The 15,798-nt window shown below is 64.7% G+C and carries 14 protein-coding genes (1 of these 14 cut by a window edge); 8 read left to right on the top strand and 6 right to left on the bottom strand.

All coding sequences use genetic code 11. From position 1 onward, the window contains the following. Positions 1 to 111 precede the first annotated feature (111 nt). The 5 genes from EDE08_RS13435 to EDE08_RS13455 all read right to left on the bottom strand — a co-directional run bounded on the left by EDE08_RS13435 (position 112) and on the right by EDE08_RS13455 (position 5,691). The gene (locus EDE08_RS13435) at positions 112 to 1,239 is read right to left on the bottom strand and encodes an acyl-CoA dehydrogenase family protein (RefSeq protein ID WP_131869008.1); all 1,128 of its coding nucleotides are present in this window, start codon (positions 1,237 to 1,239) and stop codon (positions 112 to 114) included. A 143-nt stretch (positions 1,240 to 1,382) separates the two neighbouring features. After that, entirely contained in the window at positions 1,383 to 3,254 is a 1,872-nt protein-coding gene (locus EDE08_RS13440) for an AMP-binding protein (protein ID WP_131869007.1), read from the bottom strand. Between the two features lie 43 nt (positions 3,255 to 3,297). Beyond that, on the bottom strand, positions 3,298 to 4,104 hold the full coding sequence (locus EDE08_RS13445; protein ID WP_131869006.1) for an enoyl-CoA hydratase/isomerase family protein: 807 nt from the start codon (positions 4,102 to 4,104) through the stop codon (positions 3,298 to 3,300). A 194-nt stretch (positions 4,105 to 4,298) separates the two neighbouring features. Continuing rightward, a complete protein-coding gene (locus EDE08_RS13450) occupies positions 4,299 to 5,057 on the bottom strand; it encodes an SDR family NAD(P)-dependent oxidoreductase (RefSeq protein WP_024337318.1) in 759 nt (252 codons plus the stop codon). 55 nt (positions 5,058 to 5,112) lie between these two features. Then, a complete protein-coding gene (locus EDE08_RS13455; protein ID WP_245524783.1) occupies positions 5,113 to 5,691 on the bottom strand; it encodes a TetR family transcriptional regulator in 579 nt (192 codons plus the stop codon). Positions 5,692 to 5,925: 234 nt separating this feature from the next. Between EDE08_RS13455 and EDE08_RS13460 the strand changes: the two genes are divergently transcribed. Beyond that, a complete protein-coding gene (locus EDE08_RS13460) occupies positions 5,926 to 7,098 on the top strand; it encodes an acetyl-CoA C-acetyltransferase (RefSeq protein ID WP_131869005.1) in 1,173 nt (390 codons plus the stop codon). Positions 7,099 to 7,288: 190 nt separating this feature from the next. Next, on the top strand, positions 7,289 to 8,833 hold the full coding sequence (locus EDE08_RS13465; RefSeq protein ID WP_131869004.1) for an acyl-CoA synthetase: 1,545 nt from the start codon (positions 7,289 to 7,291) through the stop codon (positions 8,831 to 8,833). Between the two features lie 128 nt (positions 8,834 to 8,961). Here the strand turns inward: EDE08_RS13465 and EDE08_RS13470 are convergent, their stop codons facing one another. After that, positions 8,962 to 9,504 (bottom strand): methylated-DNA--[protein]-cysteine S-methyltransferase, encoded by a 543-nt coding sequence (locus EDE08_RS13470; protein WP_131869003.1) that lies wholly within the window; start codon positions 9,502 to 9,504, stop codon positions 8,962 to 8,964. A 133-nt stretch (positions 9,505 to 9,637) separates the two neighbouring features. On the opposite strand from EDE08_RS13470, the gene EDE08_RS13475 reads away from it, so the two are divergent. The 6 genes from EDE08_RS13475 to EDE08_RS13500 form a co-directional block, all read left to right on the top strand. After that, a complete protein-coding gene (locus EDE08_RS13475) occupies positions 9,638 to 10,456 on the top strand; it encodes an alpha/beta fold hydrolase (protein WP_131869002.1) in 819 nt (272 codons plus the stop codon). Between the two features lie 17 nt (positions 10,457 to 10,473). After that, positions 10,474 to 11,286, top strand: a complete 813-nt coding sequence (locus tag EDE08_RS13480) for an alpha/beta fold hydrolase (RefSeq protein WP_131869001.1) — start codon at positions 10,474 to 10,476, stop codon at positions 11,284 to 11,286. Between the two features lie 187 nt (positions 11,287 to 11,473). Further along, positions 11,474 to 12,151: a GntR family transcriptional regulator gene (locus EDE08_RS13485; protein WP_131869000.1), complete on the top strand. Its 678-nt coding sequence runs from the start codon at positions 11,474 to 11,476 to the stop codon at positions 12,149 to 12,151. A 156-nt stretch (positions 12,152 to 12,307) separates the two neighbouring features. Then, complete coding sequence (locus EDE08_RS13490) at positions 12,308 to 13,108, top strand: phytanoyl-CoA dioxygenase family protein (protein WP_131868999.1); 801 nt, start codon at positions 12,308 to 12,310, stop codon at positions 13,106 to 13,108. A 187-nt stretch (positions 13,109 to 13,295) separates the two neighbouring features. Further along, positions 13,296 to 14,609, top strand: coding sequence for an NAD(P)H-dependent oxidoreductase (locus EDE08_RS13495; RefSeq protein WP_131868998.1), 1,314 nt, complete (start codon positions 13,296 to 13,298; stop codon positions 14,607 to 14,609). A gap of 180 nt (positions 14,610 to 14,789) precedes the next feature. Further along, positions 14,790 to 15,798, top strand: the 5' portion of a protein-coding gene (locus tag EDE08_RS13500) for a TRAP transporter substrate-binding protein (RefSeq protein ID WP_131868997.1). The gene runs 80 nt beyond the window's last position; only the first 1,009 of its 1,089 coding nucleotides appear in the window; it begins with the start codon at positions 14,790 to 14,792; its stop codon lies beyond the right edge, outside the window.

The following is a 15,798-nucleotide window of genomic DNA, read 5'->3' on the forward strand; positions in this document are numbered from 1 at the left end:
CGAAGGCGTAATCCACCTCTTTGGTTTCCTCTTCGACAGAAGAGGTGGGTTACGCCGAGCGGCTCGCGCTTCGCGCAACCCGCTCCGCTAACCCACCCTACGCACCTGTCATCAGGCCGCGTTCTTCTTCCGCATCCGTTCAATCAACTGGTCTTCCCAATAGCTGAGGCTGCCGAGCCCGAGCGCCATCGCGTTGGCGCGGCGGTAGTACATGTGGCAGTCGAACTCCCAGGTGAAGCCCATGCCGCCGTGAACCTGAATGTTGTTCTTGGCGCAATGCTGGAACGCCTGCGTCGCGCTGATGCGCGCGGCAGCCGCGGCTTCCGGCAGCTCGGCGGCATTGGTCGAGAGCGCCCAGGCGCCGTAATAGCTGTTGGAACGCGCCAGGGTCGCCGAGACGTACATGTCGGCCAGCATGTGCTTGACCGCCTGGAAGGAGCCGATCTGGCGACCGAAGGCGATGCGGTCGAGCGCGTAGTCTCGGCCCATCTCCAGCGCGCGATCGGCACCACCGACCTGCTCGAACGCGCACAGCACCGCGGCGCGGTCGAGCACCTGGGTCAGAATGCTCCGGCCTTCGCCCGCTGCGCCGAGCGGCTCGGCTTTGGCATCCTTAAACGTTAGCTCTGCCTGCCCGCGGGTCGGATCGAGATTGGTGAGGCTCTTCACCTCGACACCGCCGGCCTTGAGGTCGACGAGGAACAGCGAGATGTCATTCTCGCGTCCGCTCGGTCCCGTGCGCGCGGCAACCACGGCGAAATCAGCGATTGCCCCGTCGGCCACCGGCTTCTTGACACCATTGAGCACACCGTTCGCTGCGGTGAGCTTGACGTTCTTCGGCGACGGATTGCCCTTGCCCTCGAACAGCGCAAGCGTGCCGATCGCCTCTCCCGCGGCGATCGCCGGCAACCATTTCTTCTTCTGCGCGTCGCTGCCGGCGATCAGCAGCGCTTCGGCAGCGAGGTAGACCGTCGAGGAGAACGGCACCGGCGCGTTGGCCCGGCCCATCTCCTCCGCGATCACGCAGAGCTCGAGATGGCCGGCGCCCGCACCACCGAATTCCTCGGGAATCGCGACGCCGAGGAAGCCCATCTCGGCAAGACCTTTCCACAGCTCCCTGTCGTAAGGCGCCTTGCCGTCGAGCACGACACGTACCGCCTTGGGCGGGCACTTCTCACTGAGGAACTTCCGCGCCTGGTCGCGGAGCTGCTTCTGGTCGTCGGAGAAATCGAAGTTCATGGCGGGCTACCTTTTTCTTGCTGTCATTCCGGGGCGCGACGAAGTCGCGAGCCCGGAATCCATTTCGCCGCACGTTTGTGGCCCGATGGATTCCGGGTTCGCGCTGCGCGCGCCCCGGAATGACGATTGGAGAGAGTATTCATTCATCGCAGCACGATCACATCCTGATCCGGCCGATCGGCATAGAGCCGCTCCACCAGCGCGGCGCGGCGTTCGAGGCCGGCGCGCTGGTTGATGTAGCCCTTGTCGGTGAGTTCGTTGCCGTCGATCGAGGGCGGCTCGACCATCAGCATCGCGCGCGCAATCATGCGGCTGCTGGCGCCCTCGCATTCCCGGTTGTGAGCTTCCAGGCCACGCCTGAAGCAGGCGATCACCTCGGGATGCCTCACGGCATCGGCAAAGCTCAGATCGGGATTGCCGACGAGCTGGCGGCAGGCATGCAAATTGGGCCAGGCCAGCAAACCGATGAAGGCGCGATCCTGCCCCGCGACCAGCGCGTCGTGCACCACAGGGGTCGCCGCGGCGATCGCGTCAGTGCGGAGCGAGCCGACATGCACGAAAGTGCCGGTGGTGAGCTTGAAGTCCTCCACCACGCGGCCGGCGAAGATGATGCCTTGTACCGGATCGGTGTCGTCGACGAAGATGCCGGCATCGCCGATGCAGTAGAATCCTTCCTCGTCGAACATCTTCTTCGTGAGATCCGACTGGCCGAAATAGCCGGGCGTGACGTTGACGCCGCGCAGGCGCAATTCGTATTTCGAGCCGCACGGCACCATCTTCAATTCGACGCCGGGGAACGGCAGGCCGATCAGGCCGACGCGCTCGGTGTCCCAGTAAGTGCCGGTCGAGGTCGGCGCGGTCTCGGTCGAACCCCAGCCCGTGTAGAACACGATGCGCTCGCCGGTGGTCTTCACCGCCAGCACCTGCATGCGATAGTAGAGATCGTCCGGCAACCGCGCGCCGCCGTAGGCCATGATCGAGAGATTCTTGAAGAAGGAGCGGCAGAGGGCATCGTCCTTCTCCATGGCGGCGGCCAGCGCGGCGTAGCCGGCCGGCACGTTGGCGTAGTAGGTCGGCGAGATCTCGCGCAAATTGCGCAGCGTCTCGTCGAACTGGCCCGGCATCGGCCGGCCGTCGTCGATATAGAGCGTGCCGCCGTCGACCAGGATCGGGTGGAACGCGGCATTGCCGCCCATCGTGTGGTTCCAGGGCATCCAGTCCAGCATGGTCGAGATCGGCCCGCTCGGGTCGCGTGGACGAACCTGCATCATCATCGCCGCATTGGCGCACATCATCTCCTGCGTGTTGATGACAGCCTTGGGCATGCCGGTCGAGCCTGACGTGAACAGCAGCTTGCCGACGGTCTGGGGTGTGATCTCTGCAATCGACGCTTCGACATCCGCCGTCACTGGCGTTACCGCGAGCTCGGCAAAGCTGACGCTTGCGATGCCGTCGCAGGGTCGCGCGACGTGAACCACGGTGACGCCGGTGAGGTCGAGTGCCTTCAGCGCTTTCTCAAAAGTCGGGCCGTCCTGCACCATCACGACGGCCGGCTTGATCAGGTCGAAGAGGTATTTCAGCTTGACGTGATCGTGGCTCATCAGCGAGTAGGCCGGCGAGACCGGCGCAGCGGGCGAGCGCGCCTGCATCGCGGCCTGCGTCATCAGCGCGTGCTCGATCGAATTGCCGGAGAGGATCGCGACCGGACGTCCCTCGAGCTTGAGATTGAGCAAGCCTTGCGTCAGCGCATCCACGATGCGCTTGGCTTCGCCATAAGACACCTTGCGCCATTCGCGGTTGGGCCCGCCGCGCTGCGCCAGCCAGGTGCGCTCGGGTGCTTCCTTCGCCCATTTCGCCAGCGAGGCCGGGATGTGCTTCTCGTAAGGCTGCAGCGGAATGCGCGACTTCAGCACCATCGTGCCGTCATCTCGACGCGCGACATCTATGTCGCGAGCGAGCCACGCGACCTTGCGAAAGGCGGGCCTCGTCATCACCGCTGCCGCACTTCCACTCATTTTGCGTCTCCCGGAATTATTGTCCTTCGCGGATCTTCGTCATTCAGCGCTTGATATAGACAGGCTTTCGCTTCTCGAGGAAGGCCCTGATGCCTTCCGAAAACTCTTCCGAGCGGCTGCAAAGGACCTGGTTGCGATCCTCCATCGCGATCGCAGCCTCCAGCGATCCGGCATCGACGCTCATGTTGAGGCATTCCTTTGATAGACGGAGCCCCACCGGCGAGGCGGTCATCATCGCCTCGACATAAGGCTCAGCCGCGTCGTCGAGCGTGTCCTCGTCCACAACCTGCGAGACGAGGCCGACCGCGAGCGCGCGCTCCACTCCGATGAAGCGCCCAGTGAGGATCAGCTCGGATGCGACCGACACGCCGACGAGACGAGGCAGGAAATAGCTGGTGCCGATATCGCAGCCGCCGAGCCCGAGCTTGATGAAGGCGCAGTTCATCCGTGCCGATCTCGTCGCAATGCGGATGTCGGACGCCAGCGCCAGCGCGAAGCCGCCACCAGCAGCCGCGCCCTGCACAAGCGCCAGGATCGGCTGCGGACAGCGCCGCATCAGCATCACGATGTCTGCAATGCGCCTCTGCGAGTCCAGCGACTCCGTGACCCCAGGCGGCTCCTGCTGCCCGGCCCGGCGCGCCATTGCGGCTTTGAGATCGAGGCCCGCACAGAAATTCTTGCCGGCGCCCTTCAATACCACCACGCGGGTATCGCGGTTGCGTTGCAGGCCCTGGAAATAGTCGTTGAGTGCATCGATCAGCGCGGGATCGAGCGCGTTGAGGTGCTCGGGCCGATTGAGCGTCACCCGGTCGACGCCGTCGTTATGCTCGATCAGCAATGGTTGGGACATGGGCGCTCCTGAGTACCGCTGATCGCGGTGCCAATTGCTGCGCCCTCTCCCCATGTGGGAGAGGGCAAGTCGCTGTGAGCCCAGAGTTCGCTCGGGTGAGGGGTCTGTCTCCACAGATGAGATCGCGGAGAGAACACCTCATCCGACGCTTCGCGCCACCTTCTCCCGCAAGGGGAGAAGGAAGAACCCACCGCCTACCGCGGCGCCATGCGGATGGCGCCGTCGAGGCGGATGGTCTCGCCGTTGAGCATCGGGTTCTCGACGATGTGCACCGCGAGCATGCCATATTCATTGGCGTCGCCGAGACGCGAGGGGTGCGGCACCTGGGCGCCCAGGCTCTTGCGCGCCTCTTCGTTCAAGCCCATCAGCAGCGGTGTGAAGAACAGGCCGGGCGCGATGGTGTTGACGCGGATCTTCTGGCTGGCGAGATCGCGCGCGGCCGGCAGCGTGAGGCCGACGACACCACCTTTCGAGGCCGAATAGGCGATCTGGCCGATCTGGCCTTCATAAGCGGCAACCGAAGCGGTGTTGATGATGACGCCGCGCTCTTCGCCGATGGGCTCCGCAGTGACGAGGCGCTCGGCGAACAGCCGCAGGCAGTTGAACGTGCCGATCAGGTTGACGTTGATGATGCGCGCGAACTTTTCCAGCGGGTAGACGCCGTCACGGCCGACGATGCGCTGCGAGCCGCCGATGCCGGCGCAGTTCATCAGCACGCGGGCGACGCCGTGCGCAGCTTCCGCCTTGGCGATTGCGGCCTTGATCTGCTCCTCACTGGTGACGTCGGCATGCAGCGCGACGCCCTTCACTTCGGCAGCGACCTTCTCGGCGTTTTCCTTGCTCTGGTCGATCACGCCGATCTTGGCGCCCTTGGCAGCCATGGCTCGGGCGGTCGCGGCACCAAGGCCCGAGCCACCACCCGTGATGAGAACGGCTACGTCTTTCAACTGCATCGTGTGTACCTTTCCTTGGGCGTTTCTTCTCTAGACTTGTGAACCATCGGCTGGACTATCCGGCAGCGACAGCTTCCCCGGCTTGCGTGAGGATGCCGCCGCAGATCAGCGTTTCCATGTGCTTGATGTATTGCCGGCAGACATCATCGGTAACCGGGCCGACGCCGGTCGCGCGGGACATCGCATGCCGGCCGAAGAACAGATGATCGCAGGCCCCGATCAGGCTGGTGTAGAACAGCACCGGATCGGTCTGCCGGAATTCGCCGCGGCTGACGCCTTCGGCGAGCAGGCGGCGGTGAAAGTCCAGCAGCGGCGCAACGAAGAATTTCGAGACCTCATCGGCTGAGCCCGCGCTGGTCTCGTGCAGCAGATAGTGGATCAGCCGGTTCATGTAGGGGAACCGGTGATAGGCGCGGATGATGCCGGCGATATGCAGCTTCAGCTTCGCCGTCGACGTGATCGGCTGCGCCAGCAGATATTCGAGATTCGACATCTCGGTCGCCGCATCCCGTGCAAGCAGCGCCAGCAGCAGGCCGTCCTTGTTGCCGAAGTGATATTTGACCAGCGCGGCGTTGGCGCCGGACTTCTGCGCGATGTCGGAGAGCGAGATCTCGATCGAGGAGCGTTCGATCATCAGCTCGCTCGCGGCCACCAGCAATTTCTGTGCCGTGGAATTTTTCCCGCCGGGGAGCCTGTTCGGTACGCTGATAGCCACGGAGATCCCTGTTTTCGCCGCTTGAAGCGGGCGCAGATAAGCCCAAGCAGCGCCTCATCACAAGAGTTAATTGATCGATTGACTAAACGATCTCTCGTCCCTTAAATCCGACCTCGACAACCAACCCAGTCAAAAATTCAGGGAGAGACCGACATGGCCGAGGCTTACATCGTCGCCGCTGCGCGCACCGCGGGCGGGCGCAAGGGGGGCCGCCTTGCCGGCTGGCATCCGGCCGATCTCGCCGCCAAGGTGCTGGACGAGCTGGTCGACCGCACCAAGGCCGATCCCGCCCTGGTCGAGGACGTGATCATGGGCTGCGTGATGCAGGTCGGCGAGCAGTCCAACAACGTCGCGCGCAACGCGATCATGGCCTCGAAGCTGCCGGAGAGTGTGCCTGGCACCTCGATCGACCGCCAGTGCGGCTCCTCGCAGCAGGCGCTGCACTTCGCCGCGCAAGCCGTGATGTCGGGCGCGATGGACGTCGTGATCGCGGCCGGCGTGGAATCGATGACGCGGGTTCCGATGGGCCTGTCCTCGCAACTTCCGGCCAAGAACGGCTTTGGCAACTACAAGAGCCCGGGCATCGAAAAGAAGTATCCGAACATCGTGTTCAGCCAGTTCACCGGCGCGGAGATGATGGCGGAGAAGTACGGCCTCTCCAAGGATGAGCTCGACGAGTACTCCTACAACAGTCACCAGCGCGCGATCGCGGCGACGCAAGGAGGCCACTTCAAGAAGGAGATCGTGCCGCTCGAGATCACCCGTGCCGACGGCAGCAAGGACACCCACCACATCGACGAGGGCATCCGCTTCGACGTCAGCCTCGACGGCATCAAGGGCGTCAAGCTGATCGCCGAGAACGGCAGGCTCTCCGCCGCCAGCGCCAGCCAGATCTGCGACGGCGCTTCCGGCGTGATGGTCGTGAACGAGCGCGGCCTGAAGCAACTCGGCGTCAAGCCGCTCGCGCGGGTCCACCACATGACCATGACGGGCGGCGATCCCGTCATCATGCTGGACGCGCCGCTGCACGCCACCAAGCGCGCGCTGGAGAAAGCCGGCATGAAGATCGGCGACATCGACCTGTTCGAGGTCAACGAGGCCTTCGCCTCGGTGCCGACCGCATGGCTGAAGACCACCGGCGCCGATCCGGAACGCCTCAACGTCAACGGCGGCGCCATCGCGCTGGGCCATCCGCTCGGCGGCTCCGGCACCAAGCTGATGACGACGCTGGTCCACGCCCTACACCAGCGCGGCAAGCGCTACGGCCTCCAGACCATGTGCGAAGGCGGCGGCATGGCCAACGTGACGATCGTGGAACGGCTATAAGTCGCGGCCACACAAACGGTGTCGTCCCGGACAAGCGCGCCTCAAGCGCGCGCCGATCCGGGACCCATAACCACGGGATGCCGTGGTTATGCTGCGCCGGAGCTCCATCTCGTTTCAACAGTCGAGGCCTGTGGTTATGGATCCCCGGCCTTCGCCGGGATGACACTTTTTTTGTTGCGAGATCTCGACCATGACCCACCCCTCCATCCACGCCCGTAATACGCCCGACAAGATCGCCTACCAGATGGCGGGGACCGGCAAGGCGATCACCTATCGCGAGCTCGACGAGCTCTCGAACCAGGGCGCGCAGCTGTTCCGCTCGCTGGGACTTAAAGCCGGCGACCACATCGCGCTTCTGATGGAGAACCGCCTCGCCTTCATGGAGATCTGCTGGGCGGCACAGCGCAGCGGGCTCTATTACACAGCCATCAGCCGCTATCTGAAGCAGGACGAGATCGACTACATCATCGCCGATTGCGGCGCCAAGGTCGTGATCACCACGCCGAAATGCGCCGACCAGATCAAAGGCCTGATCAAGGGCACGCCCGGCGAGCCGATCTTCTACATGATGGACGAGCCGCTGCCCGGCTTCCGCTCCTACGACAAGGAAGCCGCGTCGCAGCCGACCACGCCGATTGCCGACGAGGTCGCGGGCTACGACATGCTGTATTCGTCGGGCACCACCGGTCGGCCGAAGGGAATCAAGAAGGCTTTCGAAGGCAACAGGATCGACGCGCCGAACGCCTTCCTGCGCGTGCTCTGCGCCGACATGTGCGGCATGAACGCGGAGAGCACCTATCTGTCGCCGGCGCCGCTGTATCACGCGGCTCCCCTGCGCTTCAACATGATGGCGATCGTGCTCGGCGGCACCTCCATCATCATGGAGCACTTTGACGCCGAAGAGTTCCTGAAGCTGGTCGAGAAGTACAAGGTGACGCAGTCGCAGCTCGTGCCGACCATGTTCGTGCGCATGCTGAAGCTGCCGGACGAGGTGCGGACGAAGTACGATGTTTCAACGCTGAAAGGCGCGATTCACGCAGCGGCGCCCTGCCCGGTCGACGTCAAGGCGAAGATGATCGAATGGTGGGGACCGATCCTGATCGAGTATTACGCGGGCTCGGAAGGCAACGGCGTCACGGTCTGCAACTCGCAACAATGGCTGGAGCACCGCGGCAGCGTCGGCCGCGCCGTGGTCGGCAAGATCAAGATTCTGGACGAGAACGACGAGGAGCAACCGACAGGCGAGATCGGCACGGTCTATTTCGCCGACGCGCCCGCCTTCACCTATCACAACGATCCCGAGAAGACGAAGAAGGCCTACAACGCCAAGGGCTGGTCGACGCTCGGCGACGTCGGCTATCTCGACAAGGACGGCTTCCTCTATCTCACCGACCGCAAGTCCTACATGATCATCTCGGGCGGGGTGAACATCTACCCGCAGGAGACCGAGGACGTGCTGATCACGCATCCCGAGGTCGCCGACGTCGCCGTGTTCGGCGTGCCGAACGAAGAGATGGGCGAGGAGGTGAAGGCGGTGGTCCAGCCGCACGACATGGCGCGCGCCGGCAAGGCTCTGGAGGCCGATCTGATCGCCTACTGCAAGACCCGCCTCTCCGCCATCAAGTGCCCGCGCTCGATCGATTTCGAAGCCGAGCTGCCGCGCACGCCGACCGGCAAGCTGGTGAAGCGGCATTTGCGGGATCGGTATTGGCCGAAGACGGCGGCGAAGATTTAGGACGAGCGCCTGCTCCCAACACCGTCGTGCCCGGGCTTGTCCCGGGCATCCACGTTCTTTGTACTGCGAAGGAAGACGTGGATGGCCGGGACAAGCCCGGCCATGACGCCGAGCAAGCTTTCGCAACCTCAATCAAACAAACTCGGCGTGTGGTTCACCAGCGCGCCTTCGATCTCCAGCATCTTCAGCTTGGTCACCACGCCGCCATTGGCCGAGAAGCCGCCGGGCTTGTTGCCGGCCGCCAGCACGCGATGGCAGGGCACGACGATCGGGCAGGGGTTGCGGCCGAGCGCCTGGCCGACGTCGCGCGACAGCTGGACGCCGCCGAGCTGCTTGGCGATGTCGCCATAGGTGATCGTCTTGCCGGGCGGAATGGTGCGGGCGATGTCGTAGACGCCGCGGTTGAATTCGGGCACGCCATCGAGGTCGAGTGGGATATCGGTGAGATCATCCGGCTCGCCCGCGAGCAGTTTCGTGATGCGGTCGATCGCCTGCTGCACCGCGGCGGTCGGCTCGGCTTCGCTGGCATCGGCATGGCGCTGCTGGATGCGGGTGCGGATCTTCTGCTCGCCGCCCATCGGCAATTGCGTGCCGTTGATGCCGTGCGGGCCCCAGGCGATGGCGCACAGGCCGATCCGGGTGTCGAACAGGGCAAAATGCTGGTCGGTCATGGCTAGGTTCCTGGCTTGCGTCTCGTGCAGGCCCCCACTTTCATCTCGCGGCAAATCTAGGCTTGGAAATAGTTGCGATCCACCCGGTTTCCGGGAATCTTGCACAGGAGTTCCAATTCCTCACGAGCCCTGAATGCAAAGCGTCCACGTCAACGGATACGACATGCCCTATCTCGACGTGGGCGAGGACAGAGGCCGTCCGCCGCTGGTCTGCGTGCACGGATCGCTCAACGACTTCCGTGTCTGGGGCTGCGTGCTCGGGCCGCTGTCGCAGCGACATCGGGTGATCGCCGTCAGCCTGCGGCACTTCTTCCCCGAGCGCTGGGACGGGCTTGGTGACACCTATTCGATCGCCCAGCATGTCCAAGACGTCATCGCTTTCATCGACGAGCTCGATCTCGGACCGGTCGACCTGATGGGCCATTCCCGTGGCGGGCACATTTGCTTCCGCGTGGCGCAGCGGCGGTCGGATCTGCTGCGGCGGCTGATCCTGGCCGAGCCTGGTGGCGAGCTCGATGCGAGCCTTGATCCGGATTACGTCGGCGGCCCCTCGCCGCTGCTCGCGCGCTTCACGGCTTCCGCAGCGAAGATCGCAGCCGGCGATGTCGACGGCGGCCTTGCCGTCTTCGTCGACACGCTGGAGGGGCCCGGCACCTGGCCGCGACTGCCGGCGATGGTGAAGCAAAATCTGCGCGACAACGCCATGACGCTGATCGGCCAGGTCCGCGACAATCGCCCGCCGTTCTCGAAGGCGGACGCGGAGTCCATCAAGATACCGACACTGTTCATCCTGGGCGCGCGGACCAAGGGCCTGCTGCCGAAGGTGCTGCACGCGCTGGCCGCACATGTGCCCTATTCGAAGACGGCGATCATCCCGAACGCGACGCACCCGATGTTCGAGCAGGCGCCGCAGAAATATTCCGAAGTGGTGCTGGATTTCTTAGCAGGTTGATTTTGGCGAGCTGACCCATGCAGACAATTCGCGTCAACGGTTACGACATGGCCTATCTGGAAGTCGGAAGCGGCCCGCCGCTGGTCTGCGTGCACGGCACGCTCGGTGATTTCCGCACCTGGTATTCGGTGCTGGGCCCGCTGTCGAAAGCACACCGGGTGATCTCGGTGAGCCTGCGCCATTTCTTCCCCGAGCATTGGGATGCGGTCGGCGACGACTACAAGATGGCGCAACATGTCGCCGACGTGATCGCTTTCATCGAGCAGGTTGAGCCCGGGCCTGTCGATCTCATGGGTCATTCGCGCGGCGGGCATGTCGCCTTTCGCGTGGCGCAGGCGAGGCCTGATCTGTTGCGCAAGCTGGTGCTGGCCGAGCCCGGCGGCGATCTCGACGCATCCCTGCCGGTGCCGGAAGGCACGCCCGCGCATCCGCCGCTGGCGGCCCGCACCGTGCGATCGGTCGAGATGATCCGCGCCGGCGATATCGAGGGCGCGCTACAGAATTTCTACGACGGCATCGAGGGTGACGGCTCCTGGCGGCGCGTGCCCGCCGCGGCCAAGCAGCAACTGCGCGACAACGCGATGACCTTTCTCGGCCAGATCAACGAGCAGCGCCGGCCCTACACGCTCAGCGACGCGCAGGCGATCAGGACGCCGACGCTGCTGATCGGCGGCGGCGCCACCACCGGCAGCCTGTCGGTGATGTGGCGCGTGCTGGCCGCGCACATCGCGGGCAGCACGACAGCGGTGGTCGAGAATGCCGGCCACTGGATGTTCGAGCAGGCGCCGCTGGAGTTCGGTGAAGTCGTGAACAGGTTCCTGGCGGAGTAGGGGTGGCTGCCCGCCTTACAAACTTCGAAAACAACCCCATGCACAGTAGATGGACCTAGTGATATCAATGGCTTAGCGGAGGCAGAGAAGCCGCTTGAGCGGGACCTCGAAGTCCGCCTTGACGCCTCTCCCCTCCCGGCATACCGTCCGATATGGAATTCCGTATTCCATAATAGGAGCTGCCGGCGTGATCCCTCTCGACCCGCTCCCGAACCTGATCGACCAGGTCTATGCGCGGATCCTGGAAGCGATCTCCGATCGCACGCTGCGCCCCGGCCAGCGCATCCGTCAGAACGAGCTGGCCGACAGGCTCGGCGTATCGCGCCAGCCGGTCTCGCATGCGCTGCATCTGTTGCACCGCCAGGGCCTGGTCGCCGAAAGCGGCCGCCGGGGATTTGAAGTCACCCAGCTCGACCCCGCGCGCATCCGCCAGCTCTACGAGGTACGCGGCGCCATCGACGCGCTGGCGGCCCGACTTGCCGCGGCGCGCGCAGGCAGTGACGCGGCCGGACGCGCGCGGCTGGACGCGGCACTCGCGGCCGGACGCCGCAGCGACCGCAACACGACGCTGGCCGAGCTCATCGGGCTCGATGTCGATTTTCACCGCGCGATCTATCAGCTCGCCGGCAATCCCGTGATCGAGGAGACTATCGCGCCACAATGGCCGCATATGCGGCGCTCGATGGCGACGGTGCTGTCCGAGCTCGATTATCGCGATAGCGCCTGGGCCGAGCATGCCGATATTGCCGGACACATTCTCGCTGGGAATGCGAGCGCCGCTGAGCGCGCGGCGCTGGCGCATGCGCAGACGGCGGGACGGATGACCGAGGAGAGATTGAGGGCAACGGACGCGGCGGCGGCGTAGCGACGAACGCCGTCATTCCGGGGCGCGCCAATTGGTGCGAGCCCGGAATCCATCGGGCGGCAGCGATGGCGGATGAATGGATTCCAGGCTCGCGACTTCGTCGCGCCCCGGAATGACGACAACAAACAGAATAACAAGACCAAGGAGGACGACCCGATGAAACTGTCCCAGGCGCAATTGGAGTTCTTCCACCGCGAGGGCTGGCTGTTTTTGCCCGAGCTGTTCGCCCAGGAGGAGGTCGATCTGCTCGCGCGCGAGGCGGTCGGCATCTACGACGCCAACCGGCCGGAGGTCTGGCGCGAGAAGAGCGGCGCGCCGCGCACGGCCTTTGCCGCACACCTCTACAACGAGGCCTTCGGACTCCTCGGCGCGCATCCGCGCATGATCGAGCCGGTCGAGCAGCTGTTCGGCGAGCCCGTCTACATGCACCAGTTCAAGATCAACGCGAAATCGGCCTTCACGGGCGACGTTTGGCAGTGGCACCAGGACTATGGCACCTGGAAGCGCGACGACGGGATGCCGGAGCCGCGTGCGATGAACATCGCGATCTTCCTCGACGAGGTGATGCCGATCAACGGCCCCCTGATGCTGGTGCCGCGCAGCCAGAATGCCGGCGACCTCGAGGCCTCGCATGACCTCGCCACCACCTCCTATCCGTTGTGGACGCTGGACGAGGAGACCGTGACACGCCTCGTCGAGCAAGGCGGCATCGTGGCGCCCACCGGCAAGCCCGGCGGCATGCTGATGTTCCACGGCAATCTCGTGCATGGATCTGCCGGCAACATCACGCCCTACCCGCGCAAGATCGTGTACCTGACGCTGAACGCGGTCTCGAACCACATTCGCACGCCGACCCGGCCGGACTACATCGCGCATCGCGACTTCACGCCGATCAAGACCGTGGACGACGACGCGCTGCTGCGGCTCGCCCGTGCACCGCGTCAGGCGGCGGAGTAAGAGTAGGATCCGATCCCGTGCCCCGGACGCAGCGCAGCACTCCCGGCGATGCGGAGCATCGTCCGGTGTGATGCGCTGCTGAGCCGGGGCCTACGCCGCCACGTCTTCTCTGTCTGGGTCCCGGCTCTGCCGAGCAGCGTTCCACGCTGCACCGCGTCCAGGACACGACCATTGCCAGGATATTCCCATGAACCTCTTCCGCCTTCTCCAGGCCCGCGCCAGCGCCGGCAAGCCGGTCCGCGTCGCGCTGATCGGCGCGGGCAAATTCGGCTCGATGTTCCTGGCGCAGGTGCCGCACACGCCTGGGCTGGAGGTGCCCATCATCGTCGACATCGACCGCGACCGCGCGCGTGAGGCCTGCCGCACAGTCGGCTGGAGCGCCGAGCGGATCGCCGCAACCATGTTCACCGATGACGGCGCGCGCGCCATTGCCGGCGGCGTGATGGACGTGGTGGTGGAGGCGACCGGCAATCCTGCGGTCGGCATCAAGCATGCGCGCGCCGCGATCGCGGCCGGCAAGCATATCGTGATGGTGAATGTCGAGGCCGATGTGCTGGCAGGCCCCCTGCTCGCCGAGGAAGCGCGCAAGGCCGGCGTGGTCTATTCGCTCGCCTATGGCGACCAGCCGGCGCTGACCGCGGAGATGGTGGATTGGGCACGGGCCACCGGCTTCCGCGTCGTCGCTGCCGGCAAAGGCACGAAATATCTGCCGGCCTATCACGACGTGACGCCCGACGGCGTCTGGCAGCATTACGGCCTGACTGCGGGCGAGGCGCAATCGGCCGGCATGAATCCGCAGATGTTCAATTCCTTTCTCGACGGCACCAAATCGGCGATCGAGATGGCCGCGATTGCGAACGCCTGCAGCCTCGACGTGCCCGCGGACGGCCTGCTGTTTCCGCCCTGTGGCGTCGACGACCTGCCGCACATCATGCGGCCGCGCTCGCGCGGCGGCGTGCTGGAGCGGTCGGGCGTCGTCGAGGTCGTCTCCTCGCTCGAGCGCGACGGTCGGCCGGTGTTTCGCGACTTGCGCTGGGGCGTCTATGTCGTGCTGGAAACACTGAGCGACTATGCCTCCGACTGCTTCAGGCAATATGGCCTGAAAACCGACGCCAGCGGACGCTTCGCCGCAATGTACAAGCCCTATCATCTGATCGGGCTCGAGCTGAACATCTCGGTGCTGTCGGCCGCGTTGCGGGGCGAACCGACCGGGCAGGCCACCGGCTTCCGCGGCGACGTCGCAGCGGTGGCCAAGCGCAATCTGCGCGCCGGCGAGATGCTCGACGGCGAAGGGGGCTATACGGTGTGGGGCAAGCTGTTACCGGCGGCTGCGAGCCTGAGGGCGGGCGCCCTGCCCATCGGACTAGCACATCGCGTGAAGCTGAAACATGACGTCGCCCATGGCGCGGTGGTGCGCTGGAGCGATGTCGAATTCGACCCGGGCAACGAAACGGTGAAAACGCGCAAGACCATGGAAGCCGCGTTCGCAGCGCAGCATTGACCGGCCTGCCGGCGTCACAACCAAAGTGCGCTTGATTTGCGGTTCCCCTTTGGTCATGCTGACTGCGATCCGGGAATACTGAATTTCGGACATAAGGAAACGTCGGCCACCGGCGAAGACGAAAGCGGCGCCAAGACCGCGATCCCTCGTCGAGGACACGACATCACAGGAGGGAAACGCATGGAACGTCGTAAATTCCTGACGGCAGGCGGATTGGGCCTGGCCGCAAGTGCCGTTGCTTCGCCGGCTATCGCGCAGTCGATGCCCGAGGTGAAATGGCGGCTGGCGGCGAGCTGGCCGAAGTCGCTCGATACGCTCTATGGCGGCTGCGAATATTTCTGCAAGCGCGTCGCCGAGGTCACCGACAACAGATTCCAGATCCAACCCTTTGCGGCCGGCGAAATCGTCCCGGGCCTTCAAGTGCTCGACGCCGTGTCGAACGGCACGGTCGAGATGGGCAATACTGCGCTCTACTATTACTGGGGCAAGAATCCGGCCTTCACCTTCGGGACATCGTTGCCGTTCGGCCTCAATACGCGGCAGCATATTTCCTGGCTGATCTGGGCGGGCGGTCAGGAGATGCTGAACGATCTCCTGAAGGAGCACAACGCGATCGGCGTCCCCACGGGCTCGACCGGAGCTCAGATGGGCGGCTGGTTCCGCAAGGAGATCAAGTCCGTCGATGATCTCAAGGGCCTGAAATTCCGCGTCGGCGGCTTCGCCGGCACCATCATCTCGAAGCTGGGCGGCGTGCCGCAACAGATCGCGGCCGGCGACATCTATCCCGCGCTGGAGAAGGGGACGATCGACGCCGCCGAGTGGGTCGGACCGTATGACGACGAGAAGCTCGGCTTCGTCAAGGTGGCGAAGTACTATTACTATCCCGGCTGGTGGGAAGGCACCGGCCAGGGCCACAACATCATGAACCTCGAGAAGTGGAATGCGCTGCCGAAGCACTACCAGGCCGCGATCAGCACGGCGTCGATGGACACCTTCACCTGGGTGACAGGCAAGTACGATTCGGTGAATCCGCCCGCGCTGAAGCGGCTGCTGGCGGCCGGCGCGATCCTGAAGCCGTTCCCGCAGGAGGTGCTCGAAGCCTGCTATGGCGCAGCCAACGAGATCTACGCTGGTCTCGCCAAGAGCAACCCGCATTTCGCCAAGATGTATGCGAGCCTCACCGCCTTCC

The organism is Bradyrhizobium sp. R2.2-H, assembly GCF_004346455.1.
Lineage (GTDB): Bacteria > Pseudomonadota > Alphaproteobacteria > Rhizobiales > Xanthobacteraceae > Bradyrhizobium > Bradyrhizobium diversitatis.

Bases quoted from the DNA above. Each gene is read 5' to 3' on its own strand.
- EDE08_RS13480 (WP_131869001.1), top strand. From the start codon at position 10,474: ATGCAGACAATTCGCGTCAACGGTTACGACATGGCCTATCTGGAAGTC.
- EDE08_RS13440 (WP_131869007.1), bottom strand. From the start codon at position 3,254: ATGAGTGGAAGTGCGGCAGCGGTGATGACGAGGCCCGCCTTTCGCAAG.
- EDE08_RS13460 (WP_131869005.1), top strand. From the start codon at position 5,926: ATGGCCGAGGCTTACATCGTCGCCGCTGCGCGCACCGCGGGCGGGCGC.
- EDE08_RS13490 (WP_131868999.1), top strand. From the start codon at position 12,308: ATGAAACTGTCCCAGGCGCAATTGGAGTTCTTCCACCGCGAGGGCTGG.
- EDE08_RS13455 (WP_245524783.1), bottom strand. From the start codon at position 5,691: ATGATCGAACGCTCCTCGATCGAGATCTCGCTCTCCGACATCGCGCAG.
- EDE08_RS13470 (WP_131869003.1), bottom strand. From the start codon at position 9,504: ATGACCGACCAGCATTTTGCCCTGTTCGACACCCGGATCGGCCTGTGC.
- EDE08_RS13450 (WP_024337318.1), bottom strand. From the start codon at position 5,057: ATGCAGTTGAAAGACGTAGCCGTTCTCATCACGGGTGGTGGCTCGGGC.
- EDE08_RS13475 (WP_131869002.1), top strand. From the start codon at position 9,638: ATGCAAAGCGTCCACGTCAACGGATACGACATGCCCTATCTCGACGTG.
- EDE08_RS13495 (WP_131868998.1), top strand. From the start codon at position 13,296: ATGAACCTCTTCCGCCTTCTCCAGGCCCGCGCCAGCGCCGGCAAGCCG.
- EDE08_RS13435 (WP_131869008.1), bottom strand. From the start codon at position 1,239: ATGAACTTCGATTTCTCCGACGACCAGAAGCAGCTCCGCGACCAGGCG.
- EDE08_RS13445 (WP_131869006.1), bottom strand. From the start codon at position 4,104: ATGTCCCAACCATTGCTGATCGAGCATAACGACGGCGTCGACCGGGTG.
- EDE08_RS13465 (WP_131869004.1), top strand. From the start codon at position 7,289: ATGACCCACCCCTCCATCCACGCCCGTAATACGCCCGACAAGATCGCC.